This window comes from Mesorhizobium sp. M0052 (genome assembly GCF_040323255.1).
Taxonomy (GTDB): domain Bacteria; phylum Pseudomonadota; class Alphaproteobacteria; order Rhizobiales; family Rhizobiaceae; genus Mesorhizobium.
This window is the reverse complement of the sequence record NZ_JAMYUS010000002.1, coordinates 1-25,846: the sequence shown is the minus strand read 5'-3', so window position 1 is coordinate 25,846 and position 25,846 is coordinate 1. Positions and strand designations below refer to the sequence as shown.

General features: G+C 63.1%; 21 protein-coding genes. 6 read left to right on the top strand and 15 right to left on the bottom strand.

Features of this window, described 5'->3' with window-relative positions:
• Positions 1–6: 6 nt before the first annotated feature.
• The 3 genes from NKJ77_RS02380 (at position 7) to NKJ77_RS02370 (ending at position 3,280) form a co-directional block, all read left to right on the top strand.
• Positions 7–1,635, top strand: coding sequence for a GMC family oxidoreductase (locus tag NKJ77_RS02380; protein WP_023671177.1), 1,629 nt, complete (start codon positions 7–9; stop codon positions 1,633–1,635).
• Between the two features lie 20 nt (positions 1,636–1,655).
• Positions 1,656–1,973, top strand: coding sequence for a Dabb family protein (locus tag NKJ77_RS02375; RefSeq protein WP_352534151.1), 318 nt, complete (start codon positions 1,656–1,658; stop codon positions 1,971–1,973).
• Positions 1,974–2,062: 89 nt separating this feature from the next.
• A complete protein-coding gene (locus NKJ77_RS02370; RefSeq protein WP_352534149.1) occupies positions 2,063–3,280 on the top strand; it encodes an MFS transporter in 1,218 nt (405 codons plus the stop codon).
• A gap of 12 nt (positions 3,281–3,292) precedes the next feature.
• Here NKJ77_RS02370 and NKJ77_RS02365 read toward each other — a convergent pair whose 3' ends face one another.
• The 15 genes from NKJ77_RS02365 to NKJ77_RS02295 form a co-directional block, all read right to left on the bottom strand.
• Positions 3,293–4,138 (bottom strand): EamA family transporter, encoded by an 846-nt coding sequence (locus NKJ77_RS02365; protein WP_023683217.1) that lies wholly within the window; start codon positions 4,136–4,138, stop codon positions 3,293–3,295.
• A 7-nt stretch (positions 4,139–4,145) separates the two neighbouring features.
• On the bottom strand, positions 4,146–5,054 hold the full coding sequence (locus NKJ77_RS02360) for an endonuclease/exonuclease/phosphatase family protein (RefSeq protein ID WP_023671173.1): 909 nt from the start codon (positions 5,052–5,054) through the stop codon (positions 4,146–4,148).
• A gap of 88 nt (positions 5,055–5,142) precedes the next feature.
• Entirely contained in the window at positions 5,143–6,696 is a 1,554-nt protein-coding gene (locus tag NKJ77_RS02355) for a cation:proton antiporter (protein WP_023814633.1), read from the bottom strand.
• Positions 6,697–6,844: 148 nt separating this feature from the next.
• Positions 6,845–7,909 carry an ABC transporter ATP-binding protein gene (locus NKJ77_RS02350; protein ID WP_023686439.1) on the bottom strand — a complete coding sequence of 355 codons (1,065 nt, stop codon included), beginning with the start codon at positions 7,907–7,909 and terminating at the stop codon, positions 6,845–6,847.
• 30 nt (positions 7,910–7,939) lie between these two features.
• Entirely contained in the window at positions 7,940–8,731 is a 792-nt protein-coding gene (locus NKJ77_RS02345; RefSeq protein WP_023671171.1) for an ABC transporter permease, read from the bottom strand.
• On the bottom strand, positions 8,728–9,642 hold the full coding sequence (locus tag NKJ77_RS02340) for an ABC transporter permease (protein ID WP_023817252.1): 915 nt from the start codon (positions 9,640–9,642) through the stop codon (positions 8,728–8,730). The genes NKJ77_RS02345 and NKJ77_RS02340 overlap by 4 nt, the downstream gene beginning before the upstream one ends.
• 63 nt (positions 9,643–9,705) lie before the next feature.
• Positions 9,706–10,812 (bottom strand): ABC transporter substrate-binding protein, encoded by a 1,107-nt coding sequence (locus NKJ77_RS02335; RefSeq protein ID WP_023671169.1) that lies wholly within the window; start codon positions 10,810–10,812, stop codon positions 9,706–9,708.
• Positions 10,813–11,051: 239 nt separating this feature from the next.
• Positions 11,052–12,224, bottom strand: coding sequence for an iron-containing alcohol dehydrogenase (locus tag NKJ77_RS02330; protein ID WP_023683212.1), 1,173 nt, complete (start codon positions 12,222–12,224; stop codon positions 11,052–11,054).
• Between the two features lie 18 nt (positions 12,225–12,242).
• Complete coding sequence (locus NKJ77_RS02325) at positions 12,243–13,628, bottom strand: aldehyde dehydrogenase family protein (protein WP_352534147.1); 1,386 nt, start codon at positions 13,626–13,628, stop codon at positions 12,243–12,245.
• A 13-nt stretch (positions 13,629–13,641) separates the two neighbouring features.
• Positions 13,642–14,061, bottom strand: a complete 420-nt coding sequence (locus NKJ77_RS02320) for a type II toxin-antitoxin system VapC family toxin (RefSeq protein ID WP_031253200.1) — start codon at positions 14,059–14,061, stop codon at positions 13,642–13,644.
• Entirely contained in the window at positions 14,058–14,513 is a 456-nt protein-coding gene (locus NKJ77_RS02315; RefSeq protein ID WP_352534145.1) for a DUF7662 domain-containing protein, read from the bottom strand. The genes NKJ77_RS02320 and NKJ77_RS02315 overlap by 4 nt, the downstream gene beginning before the upstream one ends.
• 90 nt (positions 14,514–14,603) lie before the next feature.
• Positions 14,604–15,974: a glutamine synthetase family protein gene (locus NKJ77_RS02310; RefSeq protein WP_023701008.1), complete on the bottom strand. Its 1,371-nt coding sequence runs from the start codon at positions 15,972–15,974 to the stop codon at positions 14,604–14,606.
• 80 nt (positions 15,975–16,054) lie between these two features.
• Positions 16,055–17,611, bottom strand: a complete 1,557-nt coding sequence (locus tag NKJ77_RS02305; protein ID WP_023691841.1) for an amino acid permease — start codon at positions 17,609–17,611, stop codon at positions 16,055–16,057.
• Between the two features lie 78 nt (positions 17,612–17,689).
• A complete protein-coding gene (locus NKJ77_RS02300) occupies positions 17,690–19,234 on the bottom strand; it encodes an amino acid permease (protein WP_023691842.1) in 1,545 nt (514 codons plus the stop codon).
• Between the two features lie 17 nt (positions 19,235–19,251).
• A complete protein-coding gene (locus tag NKJ77_RS02295) occupies positions 19,252–20,070 on the bottom strand; it encodes an N-formylglutamate amidohydrolase (protein ID WP_352534143.1) in 819 nt (272 codons plus the stop codon).
• Between the two features lie 147 nt (positions 20,071–20,217).
• Here NKJ77_RS02295 and NKJ77_RS02290 point away from each other — a divergent pair, with 147 nt between their 5' ends.
• From NKJ77_RS02290 to NKJ77_RS02280, 3 genes are all read left to right on the top strand, one after another.
• Positions 20,218–21,045: a MurR/RpiR family transcriptional regulator gene (locus tag NKJ77_RS02290; RefSeq protein WP_023832906.1), complete on the top strand. Its 828-nt coding sequence runs from the start codon at positions 20,218–20,220 to the stop codon at positions 21,043–21,045.
• A 171-nt stretch (positions 21,046–21,216) separates the two neighbouring features.
• On the top strand, positions 21,217–22,380 hold the full coding sequence (locus NKJ77_RS02285) for an efflux RND transporter periplasmic adaptor subunit (RefSeq protein WP_023832905.1): 1,164 nt from the start codon (positions 21,217–21,219) through the stop codon (positions 22,378–22,380).
• Positions 22,377–25,508, top strand: coding sequence for an efflux RND transporter permease subunit (locus NKJ77_RS02280; RefSeq protein WP_352534141.1), 3,132 nt, complete (start codon positions 22,377–22,379; stop codon positions 25,506–25,508). The genes NKJ77_RS02285 and NKJ77_RS02280 overlap by 4 nt, the downstream gene beginning before the upstream one ends.
• Positions 25,509–25,846 lie beyond the last annotated feature (338 nt).

Below are 25,846 nucleotides of genomic sequence, written 5' to 3'. Positions count from 1 at the left end.
AGGGTTATGACCGACTACATCATCGTAGGTGCCGGCCCGGCCGGCTGCGTTCTGGCCAACCGGCTGAGCGAGGATCCAGCGAATTCCGTGCTGCTGCTCGAGGCCGGCGGCAAGGACTGGCACCCCTACATCCACATGCCGGCGGGCTTTGCCAAGATGACCAAGGGCATCGCTTCCTGGGGCTGGTCGACCGTGCCGCAGAGGCACATGCAGGACCGCGTCTTCTGGTATACGCAGGCGAAGGTGGTCGGCGGCGGCTCGTCCATCAATGCCCAGATATACACGCGCGGCAACGCTCGCGACTACGACGCATGGGAGAAGGAAGAGGGCCTCGCGGGCTGGGGCTATCGCGACGTGCTGCCTTATTTCAAGCGCGCCGAGAACAACCAGCGCTTCGCCAACGATTTTCACGGCGACCAGGGGCCGCTCGGCGTGTCTAACCCTATTTCGCCGCTGCCGATTTGCGAAGCCTATTTCCGCGCCGGCCAAGAGATGGGCATCCCCTTCAACCCGGATTTCAACGGCGCTAGCCAGGAAGGCGTCGGCTACTACCAGCTGACCCAGAAGGACGCCCGGCGCTCATCCGCTTCGGTCGCCTATTTGAAGCCCATCCGCGCCCGCAAGAACCTGACGGTCCGAACCGATGTGCTGGTCACCCGCATCGTCGTCGAGAAAGGCCGCGCCACCGGCGTCGAGATCGTCGACAAACCCGGCGGCGAGAAGACCATCATGCGCGCCGAGCGCGAAGTGATCGTCTCGTCCGGCGCCATCGGTTCGCCGAAGCTGTTGATGCAGTCGGGCATCGGCCCGGCTGATCACCTGAAATCGGTCGGCGTGACGCCGGTGCATGATCTGCCCGGTGTCGGCTCCAACATGCAGGACCATCTCGATTTGTTCGTCATCGCCGAATGCACCGGCGACCACACCTATGACAACTACGCCAAGCTGCACCGCACCGCGTGGGCCGGCTTGCAGTATCTGCTGCTGAAGAAAGGGCCGGTCGCCTCCAGCCTGTTCGAGACCGGCGGCTTCTGGTACGCCGATCCGACCGCCGCCTCGCCCGACATCCAGTTCCATCTGGGACTCGGCTCCGGCATCGAGGCCGGCGTCGAGAGGTTGAAGAACCCCGGCGTGACCTTGAACTCGGCCTTCCTGCGCCCGCGCTCGCGCGGCACGGTGCGGCTGAGCAGCGCCGACCCGGCCGACCACCCGCTGATCGATCCCAACTATTGGTCGGACCCTTATGACCGCGCCATGTCGATCAAGGGCCTCAGGCTTGCGCGCGAGATCATGCGGCAGAAGGCGCTTGCACCTTACGTGTTGCGCGAGGTGCTGCCCGGACCATCGCTCGCCAGCGACGACGAGCTGATCGACTATGCCTGCCGCACCGCCAAGACCGACCATCACCCCGTGGGCACCTGCCGCATGGGCCATGACGATATGGCGGTGGTCACACCGGACCTGCGCCTGCGCGGCATCGAGGGCCTGCGCGTCTGCGATGCCTCGGTGATGCCGCGCGTGCCTTCCTCCAACACCAATGCGCCGACCATCATGGTCGGCGAAAAAGGCGCCGACATCATCCTCGGCCGCGAGCCGCTTCCGCCGGCGGTGTTCTCCGGCAATCGGGCCGCATAGCCACTTAGGAGAACGAACCAATGATCAGACACTGCGTCTTCGTACGCTTCCGCAGCGATGTGCCCGCCACCGAGCGCACGGCAATCCACGCCGATCTCGAAGCACTGCGCTCCGTTGTCGACGGCATGGACACGGTCCATTTCAGCACCAATGTCAGCCCGGAGCCGTTCGCGCGCGGCTTCAGCCATGCCTTCACCATCGACTTCCGCGATGCCGCCGCCCGCGACGCCTATCTCGTGCATGAAGCGCATCAGCGCGCCGGCGCCCGATTGGTCGCAGCGCTCGAAGGCGGCACCGACGGGCTGATGGTGTTCGATCTCGACGTTACGAAAAAGTGACCGCGCTTCTTTCGAAAGCCGGCTGACGCCTGTTCTCTTTTGCGCCCCAAGGAACATATCGTTCCCCGGGGGCGTTTAGGAGGAACGTCGTGGCTCTCACCGCGCAGCAGAAGAAAACCGTCCTTGCCTCCTTCCTCGGCTGGACGCTCGACGCTTTCGATTTCTTCCTTCTGACGTTCCTGCTCACCGATATCGCAACCGAATTCATCACTGACGTCCCGGCAGTCTCCAAAGCGTTGTTCCTGACGCTGGCGACACGCTTCATCGGCGCCTTCTTCTTCGGCAGGCTGGCCGACAAATATGGCCGCAAGCCCATTCTGATGCTCAACATCGTCAGCTATTCGGTGATCGGCGCGCTGGCTGCCTTCTCGCCCAATCTCGGCGTTTTCCTGGCGCTGCGCGCTCTGTTCGGCATCGCCATGGGCGGCGAATGGGGGCTGGGCAGTTCGCTCGCCATGGAGTCCATTCCGTCCAGTGCCCGCGGCATGGTCTCGGGCATCCTGCAATGCGGCTATCCTACCGGCTACCTTCTGGCGGCCGTGGTTTACGGCGTGCTCTACCAGCAGACGATCGGTGGTTACACGATCGGCTGGCGCGCCATGTTCCTGCTCTCCTTCCTGCCGGCACTGATCGTGCTCTTCATCCGCTCGCATGTGCCGGAATCGCCGGCCTTCGTCGAGGCGCAGAAATCCGTCAGACCTGGCCTTCTTGAAACGCTGCGGAAGCACTGGGGCGTCGCCGTCTATGCGGTCGTGCTGATGATGTTCTTCAATTTCTTCAGCCACGGCACGCAGGACCTCTACCCGACCTTCCTCAAGAAGCAGCATGGCTTCGACCCGCACACGGTGAGCTGGATCACCATCGTCGCCAATATCGGCGCCATCGTCGGCGGGTTGGCGTTCGGCGCACTGTCGGAGAAGATCGGCCGCGTCAACGCGATAACGCTCGCCTGCCTGATTGCCTTGCCCTCGATTCCGCTCTGGGCCTTCAGCTCGACACCGTTCATGCTGGCCATCGGCGCCTTCGTCATGCAGGTCGCGGTGCAGGGCGCCTGGGGCGTCATCCCGGTGCATCTTAACGAGCTGTCGCCCGGCGCGGTGCGGGCAACCTTGCCCGGCTTCATCTACCAGGCCGGCAATCTCGCGGCGTCCTATGGCGGTCCCTACCAGGCCGGCATCGCCGAGGCGTCTGGAGGCAGCTATGGCTACGCGCTGGCGCTGTTTGCAGGCGTGGTCGCCGTCTGCATCATCGTCGTCATCCGCTTCAGTCCGGAACGGCGCGGACAGGTGATGACGGTGCTCGGCTGAAGTATCAGGCTCTCAGCCCAGTCTGAGGGCCACGACACCGGCGACGATGCTGAGCGCGGCGGCGCCGCGCCAGCCTGTCATCTTCTCGCCGAGCGCGAAAACCGAGATCATCATGGCAAACAGGATCGACGTCTCGCGCAACGACGCCACCGAGGCGATCGGCGCCTTGGTCATCGCCCACATGACGATCCAGTAGGCCGCGCCGCTGAGCACGCCGGTGAACAGGCCTGCCTTCCAGTCACGCGCCAGCACGGGCAGCGCCTTGGGCCCGCGAAAGATGAGGCACAGCACCAGCGCCCACGTGGCATCGCAGATGAACAGCCATGCGGCATAGCTCGTTGCCGTTGCGGCCAGCCGCGCGCCGCTGCCGTCGGAGAGCGTATAGCTGGATATGAAGATCGAAGTGCCGAGCGCAAAGCCGACCGCGCGCACATTGATCCGCTCCAGATGCGCGCCGCCGCGAAACGACATCACCAGCGTGCCGGCCGACAGCAGCAGGATGCCGAGGATGGCGAACGGCGCCGGCATCTCCTGCACCACGACAACGCCCCCGAGGGCGGTCAAAAGCGGCGCCGTGCCGCGCGCCAGCGGATAGGTCTGGGCGAAATCGCCGGCCTTGTAGGCGCCGATCAGGAAGGTCCGGTAGCCCATGTGAAAGAGCACCGAGGCGATTATAAAGGGCCATACCGCGGCCTTTGGAAACTCGACGAAGGGCAGCACGAACAGTGCGGCAAAACCCATGCCCAGCGTCATCAGCGTGATCGACAGGAAGCGATCGAGATGCACCTTGACCAGCGCGTTCCAGATCGCGTGCATGGCGGCGGCGGCAAGCACCGCGAAAAAGACGAAAAGCGTCATTGAGGGCTCACCGATCTCCCGAGCTCAAAGGCGTTTCGAGATCGATATCGATCCGGACCGGAAAATGGTCTGAAGCGATCTCGCCTATATCGGCACTGACCGAGCGCACACGGTCCGCGAACATACCGCCGACGAAGCAATGGTCGAGCCGGCGTTTTGCCACTTTCCCGTCGATCGTTTTCACATGGGTGTGGAAATCGGCAGCCGGCTCGCTAGCGACGGCAGCGGCATCAACAAAGCCGTCGAGATAAGCTGCCCCGCGATGATAGGGCGTGCTGCCGACGATGCGGCTGTATTCGGCGCTGCCCGGCTCCATGTTGAAATCGCCCATCCAGATCGCAGCTGTCGGGTTTTCCGGCTCGGCCTCGCCACTGGTCCAGTTGCGCGAAGGCTCATCGTCCGCGCCGCTCCACGGGCCGCCCTCGGACGGCGCGCGGCGATGCTCGGCCAAGAGATAGTCGATCTGCTCCAGACGCTCCTCCGCCGCGATATGGGCGAGATGCAGCGACAGGACCCTTACCGGTCCGGCCGGCGTGCGGATCATGCATTCGAGCGCGGCGTTGCGCGTGTTGAGCGGCCGCAGCGTGCGGCGCATGGGCAGCGCGTGCAGCCGCGACCAGGCGATCGGCAGCTTCGACAGCAGCATGGTGCCGAACTGGCGGCGGCGGTTGACGACCCGGCCGTCGCGCTGCTCACTGGCGTCCATGTCGAAGGCCGGGCCATAGACCCAGTAATAGCTAGGCAGCAGCTTGGACAGGACCTCCGGCTGGTCGTCCTCATTGGTGCGCTGCCAATGCCGCTCGACCTCCTGCAGCGCGATGATATCGGCGCCGTCGACCAGCTTGGTGCAGCGCGAAAGATCGTAACGGCCATCGCCGCCGAACCCGTACTGGATGTTGTAGCTGACCAGCTTCATTGCTTATCCGGCTCAATTTCGCTTTGGCAGTAGCGGTTCGGCAGATGGGTTGCAATGTACCGGCACGACGGCGGAACTGGGCCAGCGTCTATGATGTGGTCAGCGGCTGGAACCGGCCCGCCGGCGATGCCGCCAGTTCGGCCCAGTCGATCTCTTCCTCCAGCCGGTGGTAGGCTTCGTCGCCGATCGTGCCGTTGCTGCGCAACTCCTCGAGCGTGTCGCGCTGGCGGTTGATGGCATAGAGGCGCAGCCGGTCGTATTCGGTCGCGGCCTGAGCGTCCTCCGGGTTTTCCGCAATCAGGCGCTGCGCTTCATACTGTTCGCGCACGACGGCGGCGGCCGCAGATGTCTTGCGGCTCAGCACGTCCAGTGCTGCCTGCATGATGGCGACGCGCGCTTGCGCCACCTCATTGTCGACGGTTCTATCGGGGTCGAAGTTGATCCAGCGCAGCAGCGGCTTCAGCGTCATGCCTTGCAGCACCAGCGTGCCCAGCACCACCGCGAAGGCGGCAAGCACGATCGGGTCGCGGCCGGGAAAATCGGCCGGCAGCGCAATGGCGACCACCAGCGTCACCAACCCACGCATGCCGCACCAGCCGACAATGACGGCGCCGCCGAATGTCGGCAATTCCCGCCTTGCCTCTTGGCTGCCGAAGCGGGCAAGCCACCGGATGATCGCGACGTAACTCGCCACCCAGACAAGGCGCGCGACGATAACGACGACCAGCACCGTTGCGGCGAAAAGGAATGCTTCGCCTTGCCCGTCGCCGGCCAGCCTGCCAACGATCGTGCGTGCCTGCAGGCCCATCAGCACGAAAGCCAGCACGTTGAGCACGAACACGGCCGACTCCCAGACCGAATAGGTGCTGACGCGGCGTCTCGCCGACGACTGGCGCGGCGCCCTGCGCGCAATGGTCATGGCATAGACGACGATGGTGATGATGGCGGAAAGGCCCAGCCTGTCGGCGATGATCCACACGGCGAAGGTTCCGGCAAACTGCACCACCGTGCTGCTCGCCGCATCCTCGATGCGGCCGAGCGCCAGCAGCGAGACGCGGCCAAACAGATAGCCCGCGATCACACTGCCGATCGTTGCCAGCAGGATCACCGGAACGGCGTTGCTGAGCATGATCGTGCCAAGCGCCGCCGAAACCGCCAGCCGGTAGATCAGCAGCGCCGTGGCATCGTTGAGCAGGCTCTCGCCCTGCAGGATGGCGGTGATGCGGTGCGGTACCTTGAACTGGCTGAGCACGGCGGATGCGGCCACCGCATCCGGCGGCGCGACGATGGCGCCAAGCGCGATTGCCGCCGCGATCGGCAGGCCGGCCATCTTCCAGCCGACGAAGGCAACCACCACGGTGGTGAAGACGACGGCGCCTAGCGCCAGCAGCGCGAGCGACAGCCGGTAGCGCTTGAGGTCGCGCAGCGACGTGTCATAGGCGGCGTCGAGAAGCACCGGCGCGATGAACAGGGCAAGCGCCAGTTCCGGATCGATCTCGATTGTCGGCGCACCGGGTACGAAGGCGATCGCGACCCCGGCCAGAGCCAGCAGGGACGGATAGGGAATTTCCAGCCGCCGCGACAGCGCCGTCAGCGCGACGGCAGCCAGAAGCAGGATGAGGGTAAGTTCGAATAGCGCCATGGCCTATCGTAGCGGCGAAGCGGCATCATGGGCAGTGGCTGGATGGCAAGATGCTGTTGATTATCCAGCACTCGGGGTCCGGCAATGATACGGCCGTTCATCGCGCCAGCTCGAATCGACCGCCTCGGTCGCGCCAAAATGCTGCTTGCTAGTGCAGCACCAGCATATCGCTTGATGAGAACGATATGTCGGCCTTCTCGCCGACCGCGGGCGGTGGCGTTGCCGGGCTGTTGAAGGTGTCGAGCGACACCGTGTTGCCGCCGATGCCGACGCGAACGCGAATGACTGAGCCGAGGAAGTGCACTTCGGAGATTTCGCCCGACAGGCTTGAATCGCGACCGGGCTGGCGTCCGAGCGAGATCGCCTCGGGACGCAGCGCCAGCGACAGCGTGTCGCCCGACTTCGAGCCGTTGAGCTTGCCCTTGAGCGAGACTTCCTGCGTGTTGACTTGCACCGTGCCGGCCGCGGCGTCAGTGACCTTGCCTTCGAGCACGTTCAGCGTGCCGACGAAGTTGGCGACGAACTTGGTCGCCGGCCGGTTGTAGATCTCGAACGGCGTGCCGACCTGCTCGGCCTTGCCGCCATACATCACCGCGATGCGGTCGGAGATCGACAGCGCCTCTTCCTGGTCATGGGTGACGAAGATGGTGGTGATGCCGAGCTTCTTCTGGATCGAGCGGATTTCCTCGCGCAACGACACACGTACCTTGGCATCGAGCGCCGACAGCGGCTCGTCGAGCAAAAGCAGCTTCGGCTTCGGCGCGATGGCGCGGGCCAGCGCGATGCGCTGCTGCTGGCCGCCGGAGAGCTGGTAGGGATAGCGGTCGGCCATCTGCGGCAGCTTGATGATGTCGAGCATCTCGGCCACGCGTCTGTCGATGTCCGCCTTGGGCATGCCGGCGACCTTCAGGCCAAAGCCGATGTTTTGCGCCACCGTCAGGTTGGGGAACAGCGCATAGGCTTGGAACACCATGCCGACATTGCGCTGGTTGGGCTTTAGCCTCGTGATGTCCTTGCCTGCGACGACGATCTTGCCCGCCGACGGCTCTTCGAAACCGGCGACCATGCGCAGCACGGTGGTCTTGCCGCAACCCGATGGCCCAAGGAAGGAAACGAACTCGCCCGGCTCGACATCAAGATTGAAATCTTCGACCACGGTGGTGGCGCCGAAGGATTTTCGCACATGCTGGATGGAGAGGAATGGTTCGGCCATGGCTTTTTCTTTCGATCAGTACTTTGTCGATCAGTTCGGGCGGTTCGCCGATCTCGGCGCGAAACGGGACAGGATCTGGATCAGCGACATACAGCCCCAGGTGATGGCGAAGGCGATGATGGCAAGCGCCGCCGGCTCATAGGCGCGGTTGGCGCCAACGTTTTGCAGATAGGGGCCGAAGGCGGGCCGGTTGAGCAAGCTGGCCATGGTGAATTCGCCAATGACGATGGCGAAGGTAAGGAAGGCGCCCGACAGCACGGCGATCAGCACATTGGGCAGGATCACACGACCAATGATCGTGCCCCAACCGGCGCCAAGGATCTGCGCCGCTTCGGTCAGCGTCCTGACGTCGATGGTGCGCAGTCCGGTATCGACCGCGCGATACATGTAGGGCAGCGCCAGCATTGCATAGCCGATGACCAGCAAGGCATTTGTGCCCATGTCGGTCGCCAGGAACGGCAGCGGCGAATTCGAACCGTACATCCTGATATAGCCGAAGACGATGACGATGGCGGGAATGACCAGCGGCAGCAGCGTGATGAACTCTACGATCGGGCGCAGTTGCGGCAGGCGCAGTCGAATCCAGTAGGCGGCGGGCACCACGATCAACACGCCCAGAATGATGGTGAAGATGGCGGCAAGCACTGAGTAGCCAAAGGTCGCCTGAAAACGAGGGTCGCCAAGCACGATCTGATAGGCGTCGAAGGAATAAGCGCCGCGCCGCATGCGCAAGGAAAATTCCACCGTCGCGATCAGCGGAATGAAGAAATAGGCCGCGCCCAGCCCGAAGACGACCCAGGCCCAGAATTTTCCGGACTTCATTTCAGCCACCTCTCCGAGCGCGTCCGGAACCAGATGTAGAAGACATTGGCCAGCCCGGTGATGACGATCATGCCGAAGGCGATCGCATAGCCGAGATGGGCATTGTGCAGCACGTCACCGCGTATCTGCGCATAGAGCAGGATCGGCACGATGTTGAGTGAAGAGCCGGTCAGCGCATAGGCGGTGGCGATGGCGCCGAAGGCATTGGCGAAGAGCAGGATGACCGTGCCGAGGAAACTCGGCCAGATCACCGGGATGACCACCATGCGCCAGTATTGCGTCTGGGTGGCGCCAAGCGTCGCCGCAGCCTCGCCCCACTCCTTCTTCAAGCCGTCGATCGCCGGCGTGATGATGACCACCATTAGGGGAATCTGGAAATAGACATAGGTCAGCGTCAGGCCCCAGAACGACAGGATGTTGAAGCCGTGCGCGTAGATATTAAGACCGAAAAAAGTGTTCAGCATCACCGTGGCAAGGCCCAGCCGGCCGAGCGTGGCGATGAAGGCGAAGGCCAGCGGTACGCCGGCGAAATTGGAAGCCACGCCGGAGAATGTCAACGTCGCCGAACGTATCCACTCCGGCAGGCCGCCGCGCACGATGGCGATGGCGATGCCGAGACCTGCGAAGGCGCCGATCAGCGACGAGGAAAGGCTGACCTTGAGCGAGATCCAGTAGGCGGCGACAATCGATGGCTGCGCCAGTGCTGCTATGTTTTCGAACGTGAATTCGCCGGCATCGTTCTGGAATGCACCCAGCATCAGATAGAGCGTGGGTAGGATCAGGAACATGATGGCGAAGATGAAGAATGGCGCAACGCCGAGCCATTGCGTCGGCAGTCGCATTGCACGCGCCTCGCTGGGGGGCGCGGTCTTCCCGGCAACTGCGTGATCGGAAAGCGAGATATCTGTCATGCGCCGGCTACCGTCTCCGAGGAACACCGGGCGGCCGCGAGGCCGCCCGGTTGGTTTCAAGCCTTACTTGACGTTGGCGCCGACGACGGCATCCCAGTTCTTGGTGACGGCTTCCTTTGCCTTGCCCTGCTCGTCCAGCGTCGGGAACACCGCGGCAGCGTAAGCCTCGGCCGGCGGCAGCTTGGCCATCACGTCCGCCGGGAGCTTGCCGTTCTTGGCAAGATCGTTGAAGCGGATCGGGTGGCAATAGCCCTTCAGCCAGCCGATCTGGCCTTCGTCGGAGTAGAGATACTCCAGCCAGAGCTTGGCAGCGTTCGGATGCGGTGCGAAAGCACTGATCGCCTGCACATAGACGCCGGCAACGACACCGGTCTTGGGCACGACGACGTCGACGGGCGGATTGCCCTTCAGCGTGTCGCGACCGGCAAGTGCATTGTAATCCCAGGTCACCAGGATCGGCGTCTGGCCTTGTGCCAGGGTCGCCGGTTTGCCGATGACCGGCACGAAATTGCCGGCGGCGTTAAGCTTCTTGAAGAAGTCGAGACCAGCAGTGCCAGCAGCTTCGCCGGCAGCCGCACCACCGGAAATACCGGCCGCGTAGACGGCCTGGATGGCCTGGTTCGAGGCGCGCGGGTCGCCGGCAAGCGCCACGGTGTTGGCGAATTCCGGCTTCAGCAGGTCAGCCCAGTCAGCAGGCGCTTCCTTGACGAGGTCCTTGTTCACCAGGAAGGATAGCACGCCATAGTAGTCGCCGGTCCAGTAACCATCGGCATCCTTGGCGCTGTCGGGGATCGAGTCCCAGGTCGACACTTTGTAGGGCTGGATCAGGCCGTCAGCCTTGGCGGTCGGGCCGAAGGACAGGCCAACGTCGATGACGTCGGGCGCCTGCGGGCCCTTGTTGTCCTTGTTGGCCTTGATCGCCTCGACCTCGTCGCCGGAGCCGGCATCGGGGTTGAGTTCGTTGATGGTGATCTCAGGATACTTTGCCTTGAAGCCGTCGATGACGGCGCCGTAGCCGCACCAGTCATGCGGCAGCGCGATGGTCGTGAGCTGGCCTTCCTTCTTCGCAGCGGCAACCAGTTCATCCATGGACTGGGCCGACGAGATAGCAGAGGTCGCCATGAGGGCGACGGCCGAAAGGGAAAGCACTTTCCCTGTGAACTTGAACATGTGTTCTCTCCGTTGAACTGGCGTCCTGGACGCCTGCGATGCGGTATCGGTTTCATATGACAGCCAGATGAAAGCTTTTTGAAACTGGCCCCCGGCGGTACGAAAAGTTAACTCTTTTTAACCGGCTGTAGCAATTAGCCTCGACTTAATTTCCCGGCTAATGGTTTATTGCCTTGCTTTTTGCCCCCTTGCCCTTCCTTTCCCTTCGTTTTTAGATCACGTCCGGCGCAGAAACCGCCTCAGACAGTGCCGGCGATAGTGTTCTCGAGCAGCGTCAGCGCCGCCTTTTTGGTCAGCCTGACCGGGTTGCCGCCGGCGGTCGGATCGACCACCGCCATGTCGGCGATCAGCCCTTTGCGCTTCTTGTCCATGTCGAGCCCCTTGATCAGATCGGGCAGCGCATGCGGCACCTTCAATTCCTTGCGCAGCTTGATGATCGCTTTGGCAAAGCCGTCGAAGCCACCCTTGATGCCGCAATAGGCAGCGAGCCGGGCAATCCGCTCCTCGATGGAGTCGCGATTGAAGGCCAAGACATAGGGCATGAACACCGCATTCGTCATGCCGTGATGGGTGTCGTAGAGCGCGCCGATCGGATGCGACAGCGAGTGGATGGCGCCAAGACCCTTCTGGAAGGCGGCAGCACCCATGGCGGCCGCACTCATCATGTGCGCGCGCGCGACAAGGTCCTTGCCGTTGGCGTAGGCCTTGGGCAGGTTCTCGAACACCAGGCGCACACCTTCCACCGCAATGCCGTCGGCCATCGGGTGATAGCCCGGCGCGCAATAGGCTTCGAGGCAGTGCGCCAGCGCATCCATGCCGGTGCCGGCGGTGATGAAGCCGGGCATGCCGACCGACAGTTCCGGATCGGCAATGACGATTGCCGGCAAAAGCTTCGGATGGAAGATCACCTTCTTAGTGTGCGTCGCCTCATTGGTGATGACGCCGGCACGCCCGACTTCCGAGCCTGTGCCGGCAGTGGTCGGCACGGCTATGATCGGCGCGATGGCATCCGAATTGGCGCGCGTCCACCAGTCGCCGACATCCTCAAAGTCCCAGATCGGCCGCGTCTGGCCAGCCTGGAACGCGATCAGCTTGCCGAGATCGAGCGCTGAACCGCCGCCGAAGGCGATGACGCCGTCATGCTTGCCCTTCTTGAACACGGCGATCCCGGCGGTGAGGTTAGAATCGACCGGGTTCGGCTTCACCTCGGAGAACACGCCATAGGATACCTTGGCGTCGTCGAGGATTTTCAGCGTCGAAGCGACGACCGGCAGTTTCGCCAACCCCGGATCGGTGACGAATAGCGGCCGCTTAATGCCGGTGGCAGCGAGCACCTCAGGCAGTTCCTTGATGCGCCCGGCGCCGAAGCGGACGGTGGTCGGGTAGTTCCATTTGGAGATCAGCTTGGACATGTCTTGTCTTTCAAAAAATCAGATGGCTTCGCGCAGATGGAAGGATTTCGGCCGGGTCAGATTGTCGTAGCCGAGCGCCGAAAGGGCGACGCCTTTGCCGGTGTCCTTGACGCCGGTCCAGACCAGCGCCGGATCGAGGTAGTCGCAGCGGTTCATGAACACGGTGCCGGTCTCGACGCGGTCGCCGATCGCCACCGCATGCTCGATATCGCCGGTCCAGATCGAAGCGGTCAGCCCGTAGGGGCTGTCGTTCATCAGCGCGATCGCCTCCTCGTCGTTACGCACCTTCATGATGCCGACGATCGGGCCAAAACTTTCCTCGCGCATGACGCTCATCTGGTGGTCGACGCCGGTCAGCACTTCCGGCGCCAGATAGGGCGAGCCGGCCTTGTCGTTAGCCACCTTCATATTGATGTGTGCGATTGCACCCTTGCGCAGCGCCTCGGCCTTCTGCTCGCGGATCAGGTCGGCAAAGCGCGCCTGCGCCATCGGCCCCATTGTCGTCGCCTGTTCCAGCGGATTGCCGACAACATAATTCTTCGTCTCGGCGATGAAACCTTCGACGAACTGGTCGTAGACCTTCTCATGCACATAGACGCGCTCGATGCCGCAGCAGCACTGGCCGGAATTGTAGAAGGCGCCGTCGACCAGATTGGCCACCGCATGGTCGAGCTTGGCGTCGGGCAGCACATAGGCCGGATCCTTGCCGCCGAGTTCGAGCCCGAGCGTCATGAAGGTGCCGGCCGCCGCCTTCTCGATGGCGCGGCCGCCGCCGACCGAACCGGTGAAATTGACATGGTCGATCTTGCCCGAGCCGAGCAGCTTCTCGGTCTGGGCATGGTTCAGCACGACATTCTGGAACACGCCCTTGGGCAGCCCAACCTTGTCGAACGCCTGCTGGAACCGTTCGCCGACCAGCAGCGTCTGCGCCGCATGTTTGAGGATAACGGTATTGCCGGCCATCAGTGCCGGCACGATGGTGTTGACGGCGGTCAGATAGGGATAGTTCCACGGCGCGATCACCATGACGACGCCGAGCGGATCCTTCTTCACATAGCGTCGGAAGCCGTCCTTCGGGTTGGATGCCGGCACGGATTTCAGCGCGGCTTCAGCGATCTCGACCATGTAATTGGTGCGTTCCCTGACGCCGCCGAACTCGCCGCCATAGCGCACCGGTCGCCCCATCTGCCAGGCGATCTCCGGCACGATCTCGTCGGTCATCGCGACCAGCGCTTCGAGCATCGCCAGCATAAATTTGCCGCGCTCGACGATCGGTGTCAGCGCCCACTTCTCCTGCGCCGCCTTGGCGCGCTCGACCGCGGCATTGATCGCCTGGTCGGTCGCGATCGGCCGCTCGGCGTAAATCGAACCATCGATGGGCGATTTGAGTTTTACGGTTTCCAAAGGATACTCCAAGTTAGCAGGCTAGGGTGCGCAGATGGCCATTGCGGCCATAGCGAAGGATGGGCTCGTCACGCGTCACCAGAACCATGTCCAACGCTCTCGCACTTGCCATCAGTATCCGATCCGTGGGATCACCATGAGGCGGACCGGGCAGGTTGGATGACGCAATCAGAATGGCTGGTGAGATAGCGCTGAGCTTTGCCGACATTCGCTCGATGAATCGCTCCACGAAGTCGAGTGGCGCCAATGGCAGATTGAGCCGGCCCTTGGCTACGCCAATTCCGATCTCCCATGCCGACATCGGCGAAAGATACAGACGGCCGTCATAGGCCGCTTCCGAAATCTCCCGGCTTGCGTGCGGATCGATCAGACTATCGTTGGCGACAAAGATCATCGCACATGTATCCAGAAGCAGGTTTGGCCCTTCGCTCATTTACGCACCGCAAGTTTGCCGTGACGCGCGTCAGCCTCACCGCCCAGATAGCCCCCGTCCCATGGCTCGTCATCGAAAGGTTTGGTGATATCAAATCCGGCTTCGATTGTTATCAGGCCCTTCATGAAACCAAAACCGGGGTGGCGATCCGCGCGCGCCTCCTTTGGCGCGGCAGGCACGCTACCACTGGGCGGCGCCGAAATGGGCTCTTTGCGAACGCGGCGAAATACCAGTTTCCCACTCCCTATATTGACGGATTCGGTCTCGAACCCAGCCTCAAGCCACTCCCTTGTCATGGGATTGTTGCTCGGATTGTTGCTCCACCATGCAGGGTATTGCTTCGATGCGGGCAGCGGCAGATTGAGCACTCTCTCGATTTCGGCGAACGACATCGGAACGCGATCGACATTTTGGGCAATGAGAAAGTCCTTGAGCGGCGCATATTTGGACATTGCAAACTCCTCAATGTAGCGCACTGCAGTTTACAGGTACCATATGGTACTAACTTCACCACATTGTCAACATTAAAGCTGTATAAAGTTTTAGTACCGCTCGAACCCTCTGTGCAGTTCCCAATCCGTAATGCGGCGGTCGTATTCGAACTGCTCCCACTTTGCGGTGTGGACATAATGTTCGAGCACATCGTCGCCGAGCGCCTGCTTCAGCATCTTCGACTTGGCCAGCGTCTCGGTGGCGTCACGCAGCGTTTTCGGGATCTCCGGCAGGCGCGAGGCCTGGTAGGCATCGCCGACGAACGGCTTCTGCAGTTCGAGCTTCTCGTCGATGCCGGCAAGGCCGGCGGCGATCAGCGCCGCGAAAGCGAGATAGGGGTTTAGGTCGGCGCCGCCGATGCGGCATTCCATGCGGATGCCCTTGGTGCCCTCACCGCACAGGCGGAAGCCGGCGGTGCGGTTGTCCTCGCTCCACATGATCTTGGTCGGTGCGAAGGTGCCGGCCTGGAAGCGCTTGTAGGAGTTGATGTAGGGCGCCAGGAACCAGGTAAACTCCCTGGCGTATTTGAGCTGCCCAGCCGCCCATTGCTGGCCAAGCGTGGACAAAGTCCAGTCCGCCTTCTTGTCGAAGAACAATGGCGTCTTGCCATCGGCGCTCCACAGCGAATTGTGGATGTGGCTGGAGTTGCCCGCGAGCCCGTAATTGTATTTCGACATGAAGGAAATCGACTTGCCTTCGGACTCGGCAATCTCCTTGGCGCCGTTCTTCAGGATGACGTGGCGGTCCGCCATGTCGAGCGCCTCGGCATAGCGCACATTGATCTCTTCCTGGCCCGGGCCCCATTCGCCCTTGGAGTTTTCGATCGGGATGCCCGCCGCTTCCATCTCGTTGCGAAGCCGGCGCATGACGCCTTCTTCCTTGGTGGTGATGCCGATCTGGTAGTCGCCGATATAAGGCGACGCGGTGTCGAGCCCCTGCCAGTGCTTCTTGCGGGCGGAATCGTAGGTCTCGTTGAACAGGTAGAATTCGAGCTCGGAGGCGAAGTAGCCGATATAGCCGCGTTCGGTGAGCCGCTTGACCTGCTTTTTCAGCATCGCGCGCGGCGAATGCGGAAGGTCGTCATGGGTGTGGTGGTCGAGCACGTCGCAGATCACCAGCGCGGTCTTTTCCAGCCACGGAATCCGCCGCAGCGTCGCAAGGTCCGGCTTCATGACGAAGTCGCCATAGCCCTTCGACCAGCTTGCCGCCTTGTAGCCCGGCACCGGCTCCATATCGATGTCGGCGGCGAGCAGATAGTTGCAGCCATGCGTCTCGTCATGAGCAGAATCCACAAAGTACTGCGCCAGGAAACGCTTTCCCGCGAGCCGCCCCTGCATGTCGACGATGCAGGCCAGCACCGTGTCGATCTCGCCACTGGAGACCGCTTTCTTCAACTGATCGAACGAGAAATTTCCGGCCATTTCCTTTGGCACTCCAGTGCTTGGTCGTTGAGGACGAAACCATAGCCGGCTGCACGCCGGCCATGGCCATGATGGTGACGTCAGTGGCCGGTTTCGCCGACCGCCTGTTCGGCGGCCTTGATCGCTGCCTGACGTGCCGCGATGATGTCCCCCAGCGGCGGGCCCTGGAAGCGATTGCGCTCGAAGGCGAACCAGACAATCGCCGTCAGGATGAAGAAGCCGACGGTGATGTACAGCGCCCAGTCGTTCGGCGGCTGGATGCCGATGATGAAGATCAGGATCATCGACACGATCGAGAGAACGCCGAACAGCATGAAGATGCCACGGCCCAGGTTCCACGGTCCCATCTTGTCCCACTTCGGCGTTCCCCAGGCCACCATGCCGAGCACGATCGGCACGGTGAAGGACAGGAACAGGAAGATGACGGTGCAGGACACGACGATGGTGTAGGCCGAGGTGCCGGCGACCGAAACCAGCGTCGAACCCCAGACGAACAGCACCGACAGGACCGACGCCGTCCAGATCGCCGCCACCGGCGTGCGATAGGTCGGGCTGACCTTGGCCAGTGCAGACGAGCCCGGCAGGCCGCCGTCACGCGAGAAGGCAAAGATCATGCGCGAAGCCGAGGTGACGGTTGCGAGGCCGCACAACAGCTGGGCGATGAACACGACGAGGTAGACGAACTCCTTGAGGCCGGGACTGACGCGCTGGTCGAAGGCCCAGAAGAACACGTTCCAACCCTGCTTGGCGGCGTCGTCCATGTTGGGGATCATCAGTACGAAGGCGGCCAGGAACAAATAGCCGAAGACCGCCGACCAGATAACCGACATCACCATCGCACGCGGCACCGATGAGGCCGCCTTGATGGTTTCCTCGGAAGTGTGTGCCGAAGCATCGTAGCCGGTGATGGTGTAGATCGGCAGCAGAAGGCCGAGAGCGAACACCCAGGCGTTCGAGACGGACGGCCAGACGCTGGCGCCGGCCTCACCCGAGTAGTTGTGGAAGGTGAAGAGCCGGCTGAAATCCCAGGTCTCGGCGGAGAACAGGCAGACGACAGCAATCAGGATCGAGCCGAAGAAGATCAGGTAGCCCGAAAAGTCGGTCAACTTCGCAGTCAGCTTGATGCCGAGATGGTTGATCAGGGCCTGGGCGCCGGTGATGATGACCAGGAAAATCATCTGATTGGTCAGCGTACCCTCGATGCCGAGCGTCGGCCCGAAGGCGCCGATGAAGAACGTCCAGGTGCCGACATTGATGGCGCCGAGCACGGTGATCAGGCCGAGCAGGTTGAGCCAGGCCGTCACCCAGCCGGTGCCGCGATTGCCAAGGATCGAACCCCAGTGATAGAGGCCGCCGGCCGTCGGATAGGCCGAGCTGATCTGCGACATGGCGACCGCGAAGGTGAGCGAAACGAAGCAGCCGACCAGCCAGCCGATGCCGATACCGATACCGCCGGCGCCCGACGTTGCCTGCGCCAGCGAATTGATGCCGCCCGACAGGATGCAGATGATGGAGAAGGAAACGGCGAAGTTGGAGAAGCGGCTTAGCCGCCGCTCAAGTTCCTGGGCGTAGCCCATGGAATGGAGGTGCTTTACGTCTTCCGCCTTGTCTGTGTCTGAATAACCCGGTGCTGCCATTGTAGTCCCCTTTGCATTCTTAGCTGGCCGGCCCTGCCCCGGTCGGCTTGCGCCGGCCGGAGCATCTAGTCTTTGCTGTTAGCCTGCCGTCTGGCCGACGGCTGCTTCCGCGGCCGCGATCTCGGAAGCGCGGCGAGCAATGTCGGCGCCGATCGGCGGGCCTTTGAAGCGGCGCGATTCGATGCCGAACCACAGAACCACCAGCAGAACGATCAGGCCGATGGCATAGTTGATCAGGATGTCGAAGGGCGGCTGGATGCCGGCATACATCAGCACCAGAACGCCAAGCACCGTGATGACGGCGAACGGCTTGGACCAGATGCCGAGGCGGAACGGGCCGAATTCGGTCCAGCTCTTGCCCTCGGCAAGCAGGCCGGCGGCCACGGGCATGGCGTAGGACACGTAGAGGAACAATGCACAGCCGGCCGCCAGTGCGGCAAAAGCCGGCGAGTACAATGTCGCTGCGACTGCGAGCACCGCTCCGAGCCAGATCGCCGCCACGGGCGTGCGCCATGTCGGGCTGACGGTTTTCCACACCGACGAACCGGGCAGGCCGCCGTCACGCGCGAAGGCAAAGATCATGCGCGAGGTCGACGTCAGTCCGGCGAGCGCGCAGATGAAGTTCGCCAGCACGATCGCGATGGCAATGATGCTCTTCAGCAGGAATGGCGCCGGCAGATTGTTGAAGAGATTGAACCAGGCATTGGCGCCATCCTTGGCCGTCGCTGCCAGATCGGGGCTGGCCAGTACGAACGAAACGGCCATGACGAAGCCGAACACCAGCGACCACAGAACCGAATGGATCATGCCGCGCGGCACCGCCACGCGGGCATTGTGGGTCTCTTCGGACGTGTGGGCCGAAGCGTCGAAGCCGGTGATGGTGTAGAGTGGGTAGAGCAGGCCGATCAGGAAGGCGACGAGTGCCGTCCGTGCGGTCGGAACGTAGCCTGCGCCTGGATCACCGGTGTTGTTGACGAAGGTGGTGAGCCGCGAGAAATCCCAGCTTGCGCCCCAGATCAGGAACATCGCGGTCAACACGACGGCGACGACCAGAATGAGGTAGCCCGAGAAATCCGTCAGCATGGTGGTGAGCCTGATACCGAAATGGTTGATCAGCGCCTGCGCGACCGTGATGATCACAACGCCGATCACCTGCTCCTGATAGCCCCACGCGGAGACGTCGTTACCGAACACGCCGGACCAGACAAGGTCCTTGAACAGCGCGTAGACGCCGACATTGACCGAGGCGACGACGAAGACCAGGCCGAGCAAGTTGATCCAGGCCGTGGCCCAGCCCCAGCCGCGCCCGCCGAGAATTGACGACCAGTGGTAGAGACCGCCGGCCGTCGGATAGGCCGAGCCGATCTGGCCAAGGGACGCGGCAACGACAAGTGCAAAGACGCCGCCGATGACCCAGCCGACAGTCGCCTCGAAGCCGCTGCCGGTCGCCATGGCCAGCGGGAAGGACGTGATGCCGCCCGCCAGAATGCAAATGATCGAAAAGGAAATAGCGAAGTTCGAGAAGCCGCTCATGCGGCGAGCCAACTCCTGGGCATAGCCCATGCTATGGAGGGTTTTTACATCCTCCGATCTTTCAGCGTCTGATTTGTCCGGTCCTGCCATTTTCGTCCCCTGTTTTTCTAGCTGGCCGATTGAACTGACTTTCCCACTGCGTGTCGCCGGGAACCCTTGGCCTCCTCGGGTTCCAGGTCAGAAAAAATGCCTGTGAGCAGATCCGCCCATTTCCGCTGCCCGGTCTCGCCGGAGATCTCGTCGTTGCGGATTTCGATCATTGCGCAGGCAAGGCCGCGCGAGCGTGCATGGCGCTCCAAAGTGAAATAGACGCGGTCGGCCGGCGAATAGGGCTCGTTGATGCCGACAGTGACGCCGGAGAGCCGCTGCAGCGCCGCTATGAGCGGCGACGCCAGCCGGCGGTCGTCATCGTGGATGATGCCGATATGCCAGGGCCGGTTCTTGCCCTTGTAGACCGGGGTGAAGGAGTGCACCGACACCAGCCGGGTCTCCTGCCCACGCGCCTGCCGGTCGTCGATGATCGATGCGATCGTGTCGTGGAACGGCCGCCACGACAAAGCGATGCGCTCGGCGCGCTCACTGTCCGACAGGCCGGCATTGCCCGGAATGGCCGTCGTCTCGCTGACCGGCGGCACCAGGTCCGGTGCGTCGAGCGGACGGTTGCAGTCGATTATCAGGCGCGAGATGCGGGTTTCGATGAGCGTCGCATCGAGGGCGGTCGCGATGCGGCGGGCCACCGGCAGCGCGCCGGGGTCCCAGGCGATGTGGCGGGAGAGATCTTCGGCCGGCAGGCCAAGCGTGCCGAATTCGGATGGCAGGATGTTGGAAGCGTGGTCGCAGGTCAGCACTAAAGGGCTGGACCCGCCGGGGTTCGTCACCCCTATGGTATCAGACGATGCAAGGCTGGCGGGCCGTGCTCTCTCCATAATCTGCCGTCCCCTGGGGAGCGCTGTATCTTATGTTACGTATTTTGCCTCATTGCGTCCCTGTGGATGATTTCATACAGTTTGTCCGGCTTTGTCAAACGCGATTTCGGGGAAGCGGTCTGGACGGGCTCAGGGGTGGGGAAAACGATGATTTCCAGCATTGCCGAACTGATTTCGGACCGCATCGGCACGATGCCGGCCGGCGAGCGCCGCGCCGCGCAAACGCTGATTGCAAACTATCCGCTGATCGGGTTGAAGACGGTCGCCGAGTTCTCGACCGCCGCCGGCGTATCGTCGCCGACAATCCTGCGCTTTGTCTCGAGGCTGGGGTTCCAGAACTATCCCGAATTCCAGTCGGCGCTGCAGGACGAACTGGCGGCGCAATTGCAGTCGCCGGCATCGCGCACGCTCAATCCGGCCTCGCCAGGCAGCAGTGCCGTGTCGCCAATGCTGGAGGCGACGCTGGACAATATGCGCGAGACCTTCAGGCATCTCTCCGACAGGCAGCTTGCCGACATCGCCGCAAGGCTCGCCGAACGGCGCGGCAAGACATTCCTGATCGGCGGCCGCTTCACCGATCCGTTGGCGCGCTACATGGCCGCCCACCTCGCCATCATCCAGCCCGATGTTTATCACCTCGCCGGCCAGGAGAGCATCTGGCGCGACCGGCTGATCGACATGGGCAAGCGCGACGTGCTGGTGATCTTCGACATCAGGCGCTACCAGGACAGTCTGGTGCGCTTTGCCGAGACCGCGCATCAGCGCGGCGTGCAGATCGTGCTGTTCACCGACCAGTGGCTATCGCCGATCGCCCGCTTCGCCCGCCACGTCATTGCCGGACGCACCGCCGTGCCTTCGGCGTGGGACTCCTCCGCCGCTCTGTTCGTTGTCGCCGAGACGCTGATCGGCGCCGTCACGAGGCAGCTCGAGGCAGACAGCGCCAGGCGCATCCGCGACCTGGAAAGCCTGCGCTGACACGTTCAATCCCCGCCCCAGGTGCGCAAAATTACGCAGATTTAATGTGCATGGAAGCGGCAGAATTGCCATAAAGCCATGATATAGCGGCGGCTTCGCACATACCGGGTGCGTCGCTGCGCGTTTTTTTGCTTGGCGAAACCGGTAGACGTTTTGCCAACCGGAGTGTCGATGGTCGCCTGGAAACAGATCGTTTTTGCGCTTGTGATCCTGGTCGCGGCTGTCCTCGCCTGGGCGCGATTCTTCCCGGGCGCGCCGGAGGTTCTGGCACGCTGGGGCATCGACTGGACCTATGCTTCGGCGCCCGCCACAACCGGTGCGGTCGACACGACAAAACAGGCAGGCGGCCGCAACGCTGCCGGCCGCCCGGCAAATGTCGTCGCCTTGCCGGCGACCACCGCCACCATCAACGATCGCCTGCAGGCGATCGGCACCGGCCGCGCCAACGCCTCGGTGACGGTCAACCCATACAGCTCTGGGCGCCTCGTCGAATTTCTCGTCCAATCCGGCACCCGCGTCGAAAAGGGGCAGATCATCGCTGTTCTCGATTCCGAGACCGAGGTGATCTCGCAGGATCGTGCCAAGCTCGCCTTGCAGGATGCCCAGGACAAGCTCGAGCGGGTGAAATCATTGAGGGCCTCCAACGCCGCGACCCCGGTCGCCGTCGCCGATGCCCAAGTGGTGCTGGCCGGCGCCAAACTGGCGCTGCAGGATGCCGAACTCGCCTTGCAGCGTCGTTCGATCGTCGCCCCTATCGCCGGCACGGTCGGCATCCTGCCGATATCGGCCGGCAATTACGTCACCAGCCAGTCGGCGATCGCCACGCTTGACGACCGCTCCTCCATCCTGGTCGATTTCCTGGTGCCCGAGCGCTTCGCCGCCGCCGTCAAGGTCGGCGCGCAACTGTCGGCGACGCCGATCGCCAATCCGAGCAAGGCCTATACCGGCACTGTGTCGGCCATCGACAACCACATCGACGAAAAGAGCCGCACTCTGCTGGTCAAGGCTGCAATCGCCAATCCAGCGGATTCGCTGCGCGCCGGCATGTCGTTCGGCATCACCATGCGCTTCCCCGGCGACACCTACCCGGCCGTCAGCCCGCTGGCGATCCTGTGGGGTTCCGACGGCGCCTATGTCTGGCAGATCGAGGACGGCAAGGCCAGGCGCGTTCCCGTGCGCATCATCCAGCGCAACACCGAGACGGTGCTGATCGACGCCGAGATCGAGGATGGCGACATGGTTGTGACCGAGGGCACCCAGAGCGTCAGCGAAGGCGGTGCGGTCCGCATCGCCGGCCAGGATCAGCGGGCCGCGGACGCGGCCGAAGGCTCATGACCGCGCCTGTCAGCACCGCCAGCGAAACCGGCTTCACCGCTCTCTTCATCCGCAGGCCGGTCATGGCCTTCGTGCTGAACACGCTGATCGCAGTGGCCGGCCTTGCCGCTTTCTACGGCGTCGAAATCCGCGAACTGCCCGATGTTGACCGCGCCGTGGTCACCGTGTCGACGGCCTTCGAGGGTGCCGCCGCCGAAACCGTCGACCGTGAACTGACCGACACCATCGAGGGCGCGGTCGCCCGCGTCTCCGGCGTCAAGTCGATCTCGTCGACCTCTTCCTTCGGCCAGAGCCGCGTCACCATCGAGTTCAACGATGGCGTCGATTTGAACGTCGCCGCCTCCGACGTGCGCGACGCGGTCGGCCGTGTCGCCAACATGATACCGGAGACCGCCGACCCGCCGCGCATCATCAAGGCCGATGCCAATTCCGATGCCGTGATGCGACTGGCCGTAACCTCCGACACCATGTCGGTGCAGGACATGACGGTGATCGTCCAGGACCAGATCGAGGACGAACTGGCTGCCGTGCCTGGCGTCGCCGACGTTCAGGTCTATGGCGACCGCGACAAGATCTTCCGCATCGATGTCGACCAGAACAAGCTCGCCAGCCTCGGCTTCACTGTGGCCGATCTGAGGGCAGCGCTTGCCTCGGTCGCTTTCGATTCACCGGCCGGTTCGATCACCACCACCAACCAGGATCTCATCGTCCGCACCACGGCCGATGTGACGACGCCGGAAGAATTCGAAAACATCATCATCGGCGGCACGACGCGCATCCGCGACGTCGCCACCGTCACGCTCGGTCCCGACATCGGCCAGACCTCGTTGCGCTCCGACGGCAAGACCGGCATTGGCCTTGGCATCATCCGCCAGGCGGAATCGAACACGCTGGATATTTCCACCGGAGTGAAGGCAGCCGTCGCCAAGCTGCAGGAAAACCTGCCCAAGGGCATGTCGATCAAGATCACCAGCGACGACGCAGTCTTCGTCAACGGCGCCGTGCACGAGGTCGAGATCGCGCTCGGCCTGTCGATCTCCATGGTGCTGATCGTCATCTACATCTTCCTGCTCGACTGGCGCGCGACGCTGATCCCTGGTCTGTCAATGCCGGTCGCCATGATTGGCACCATCGCCGCCATCTATCTCGCCGGCTTCTCCATCAACATCCTGACGCTTCTGGCGCTGGTGCTGGCAACCGGCCTTGTCGTCGACGACGCCATCGTCGTCCTGGAAAACATCGTGCGACGGCGCAACGAAGGCATGGGGCCTCGTGCCGCCGCCGTGCTCGGCGCCCAAGAAGTGTTCTTCGCAGTCATCGCCACGACGCTGACGCTCGTTGCCGTTTTCGTGCCGATCTCCTTCCTGCCGGGACAGACCGGCGGCCTGTTTCGCGAATTCGGCTTCGTCCTCGCCATGTCGGTGCTGCTCTCCTGCGTGGTGGCGCTGACGCTGTGCCCGATGCTGGCCTCGCGCATGTTGACCGGCGCATCGCTCCACCATGAAGGCGGTCACGGCATTGGCGCGCGCGTCGGTGGCGCGCTGAACGCGGCCTACAAGCGCGCCCTGCATGCCTGCCTCGGTGCGCCGTGGATCGTGCTGCTGGTTGCGGTGCTGTTTGCGGGCGTCGCCTTCAGCCTGTTCGGCACCATCCGCCAGGAACTGACGCCGAGCGAGGACCGCGCCGTCGTGCTGTTGCGCATCAACGCGCCGCAAGGCGTCAGCCTCGATTACACCACGCAGCAGATGCAGAAGATCGAGCGGCTGATCCAGCCGCTGCGCGATTCCGGCGAGATCGTCTCGACCTTCGAAAACGCCGGCCAGAACGGCGCCTACAATTCCGGCTTCATGGTGATGACGCTGGCGCCGTGGGACGAGCGCACGCGCAGCCAGCAGGAGATCATGGCGCAGATAAGCCAGCTGACCCGGCAGGTGCCATCCGTGCGCATCTTCCCGGTGCAGGCCAATAGCCTCGGCATTCGCGGCGCCGGCAACGGCCTGCAATTCGCGCTGGTCGGCAACGACCGCAAGGCGCTCGGCGACGCGGCGGTGAAGATCATCGCCCGGATGCAGGCCGATCCGCGCTTCCAGACGCCGCGGCTTTCCATCGACCCGACGCAGCCGCAGCTGGCGGTGGCCATCGACCGCGAGCGCGCCTCCGATCTCGGCATCGACATATCGGGTCTCGCCAACACCTTGCAGGCGATGCTCGACGGCAACGATGTCGTCGATGTCTACATCGCCGACCGCAGCTATGGCGTGAAGCTGGTCTCGACCACCAACCCGATCAATGATCCGACCGATCTGGAAAACATCTTCCTGAAGACCGCCGACGGCCGCTTCGTGCCGATGTCGACCATCGCCACGCTGACCGAGCGCGCCGTGCCGCCGTCGCTGACCCGCGAACAGCAGCAGCCTTCGGTGGCGATCACCTCGAACCTGAACGGCAATTTCGCACTGGGTGACGCGCTCGGCGTTGCCGAGCAGATCGCCGCCCCGCTGCTGCCGCCGGGCAGCCGCGTCCTGCCGCTGGCCGAAGCCGCGACGCTCGGCGAGACCAACAGCGCCATGATCACCATTTTCGGCTTCGCGCTGGTCATCATCCTCCTGGTGCTCGCCGCCCAGTTCGAAAGCTTCGTCAGCGCCGTCATCATCATGGCGACGGTCCCCCTCGGCCTTGCCTGCGCAATCTTTGCGCTGCTTTTGTCAGGCACCAGCCTCAATGCCTACAGCCAGATTGGCCTCGTGCTTCTGGTCGGCGTCATGGCCAAGAACGGCATCCTCATCGTCGAATTCGCCAACCAACTGCGCGACCGCGGCCTCGGCGTGCGCCAGGCGATCGAGCAGGCCTCGATCATCCGCCTGCGGCCGGTGATGATGACGATGATCTGCACCATCCTCGGCGGGGTCCCGCTGGTGCTGGCCGCCGGCGCCGGTGCCGAAGCGCGCATCGCGCTCGGCTGGGTCATCGTCGGCGGGCTGGGTCTCGCCACCGTCTCGACGCTGTTCCTGACCCCGGTCGCCTACCTCCTGCTCGGCCGCTTCGTCACGCCGAAGGCGCATGAGGAAGCGAGGCTGAAGCGGGAGCTTGAGGAAGCGGCGTACGCCAATGTCGAGCCGGCGGAGTAGCTCCGCTTACCCTCCCCCTTGTGGGGAGGGTCGGACCGCAGGTCCGGGGTGGGGTGCAGCGCCAACTAACGTCGGTGCAGCGCTCCCGCGAATAACAGAGGTAGGAGCCAAGACCCCCACCCCCACGAAAGAGCAAAATTGCTCTTTCGTCGACCCTCCCCACAAGGGGGAGGGTAGAAAGTCACGGTGTCCGAACCGGATAGATAGGTAACAGAATGGACCGATAGCATGGGTGACAGTTTTCTTGTCCGCCGGAGGACCGGCGATGGTTTGGCGAGAGACTGGCATCATGGACGAGCGGCTACGGTTTGTTGTGGAGTGTCTTTCTGGGGATGAGA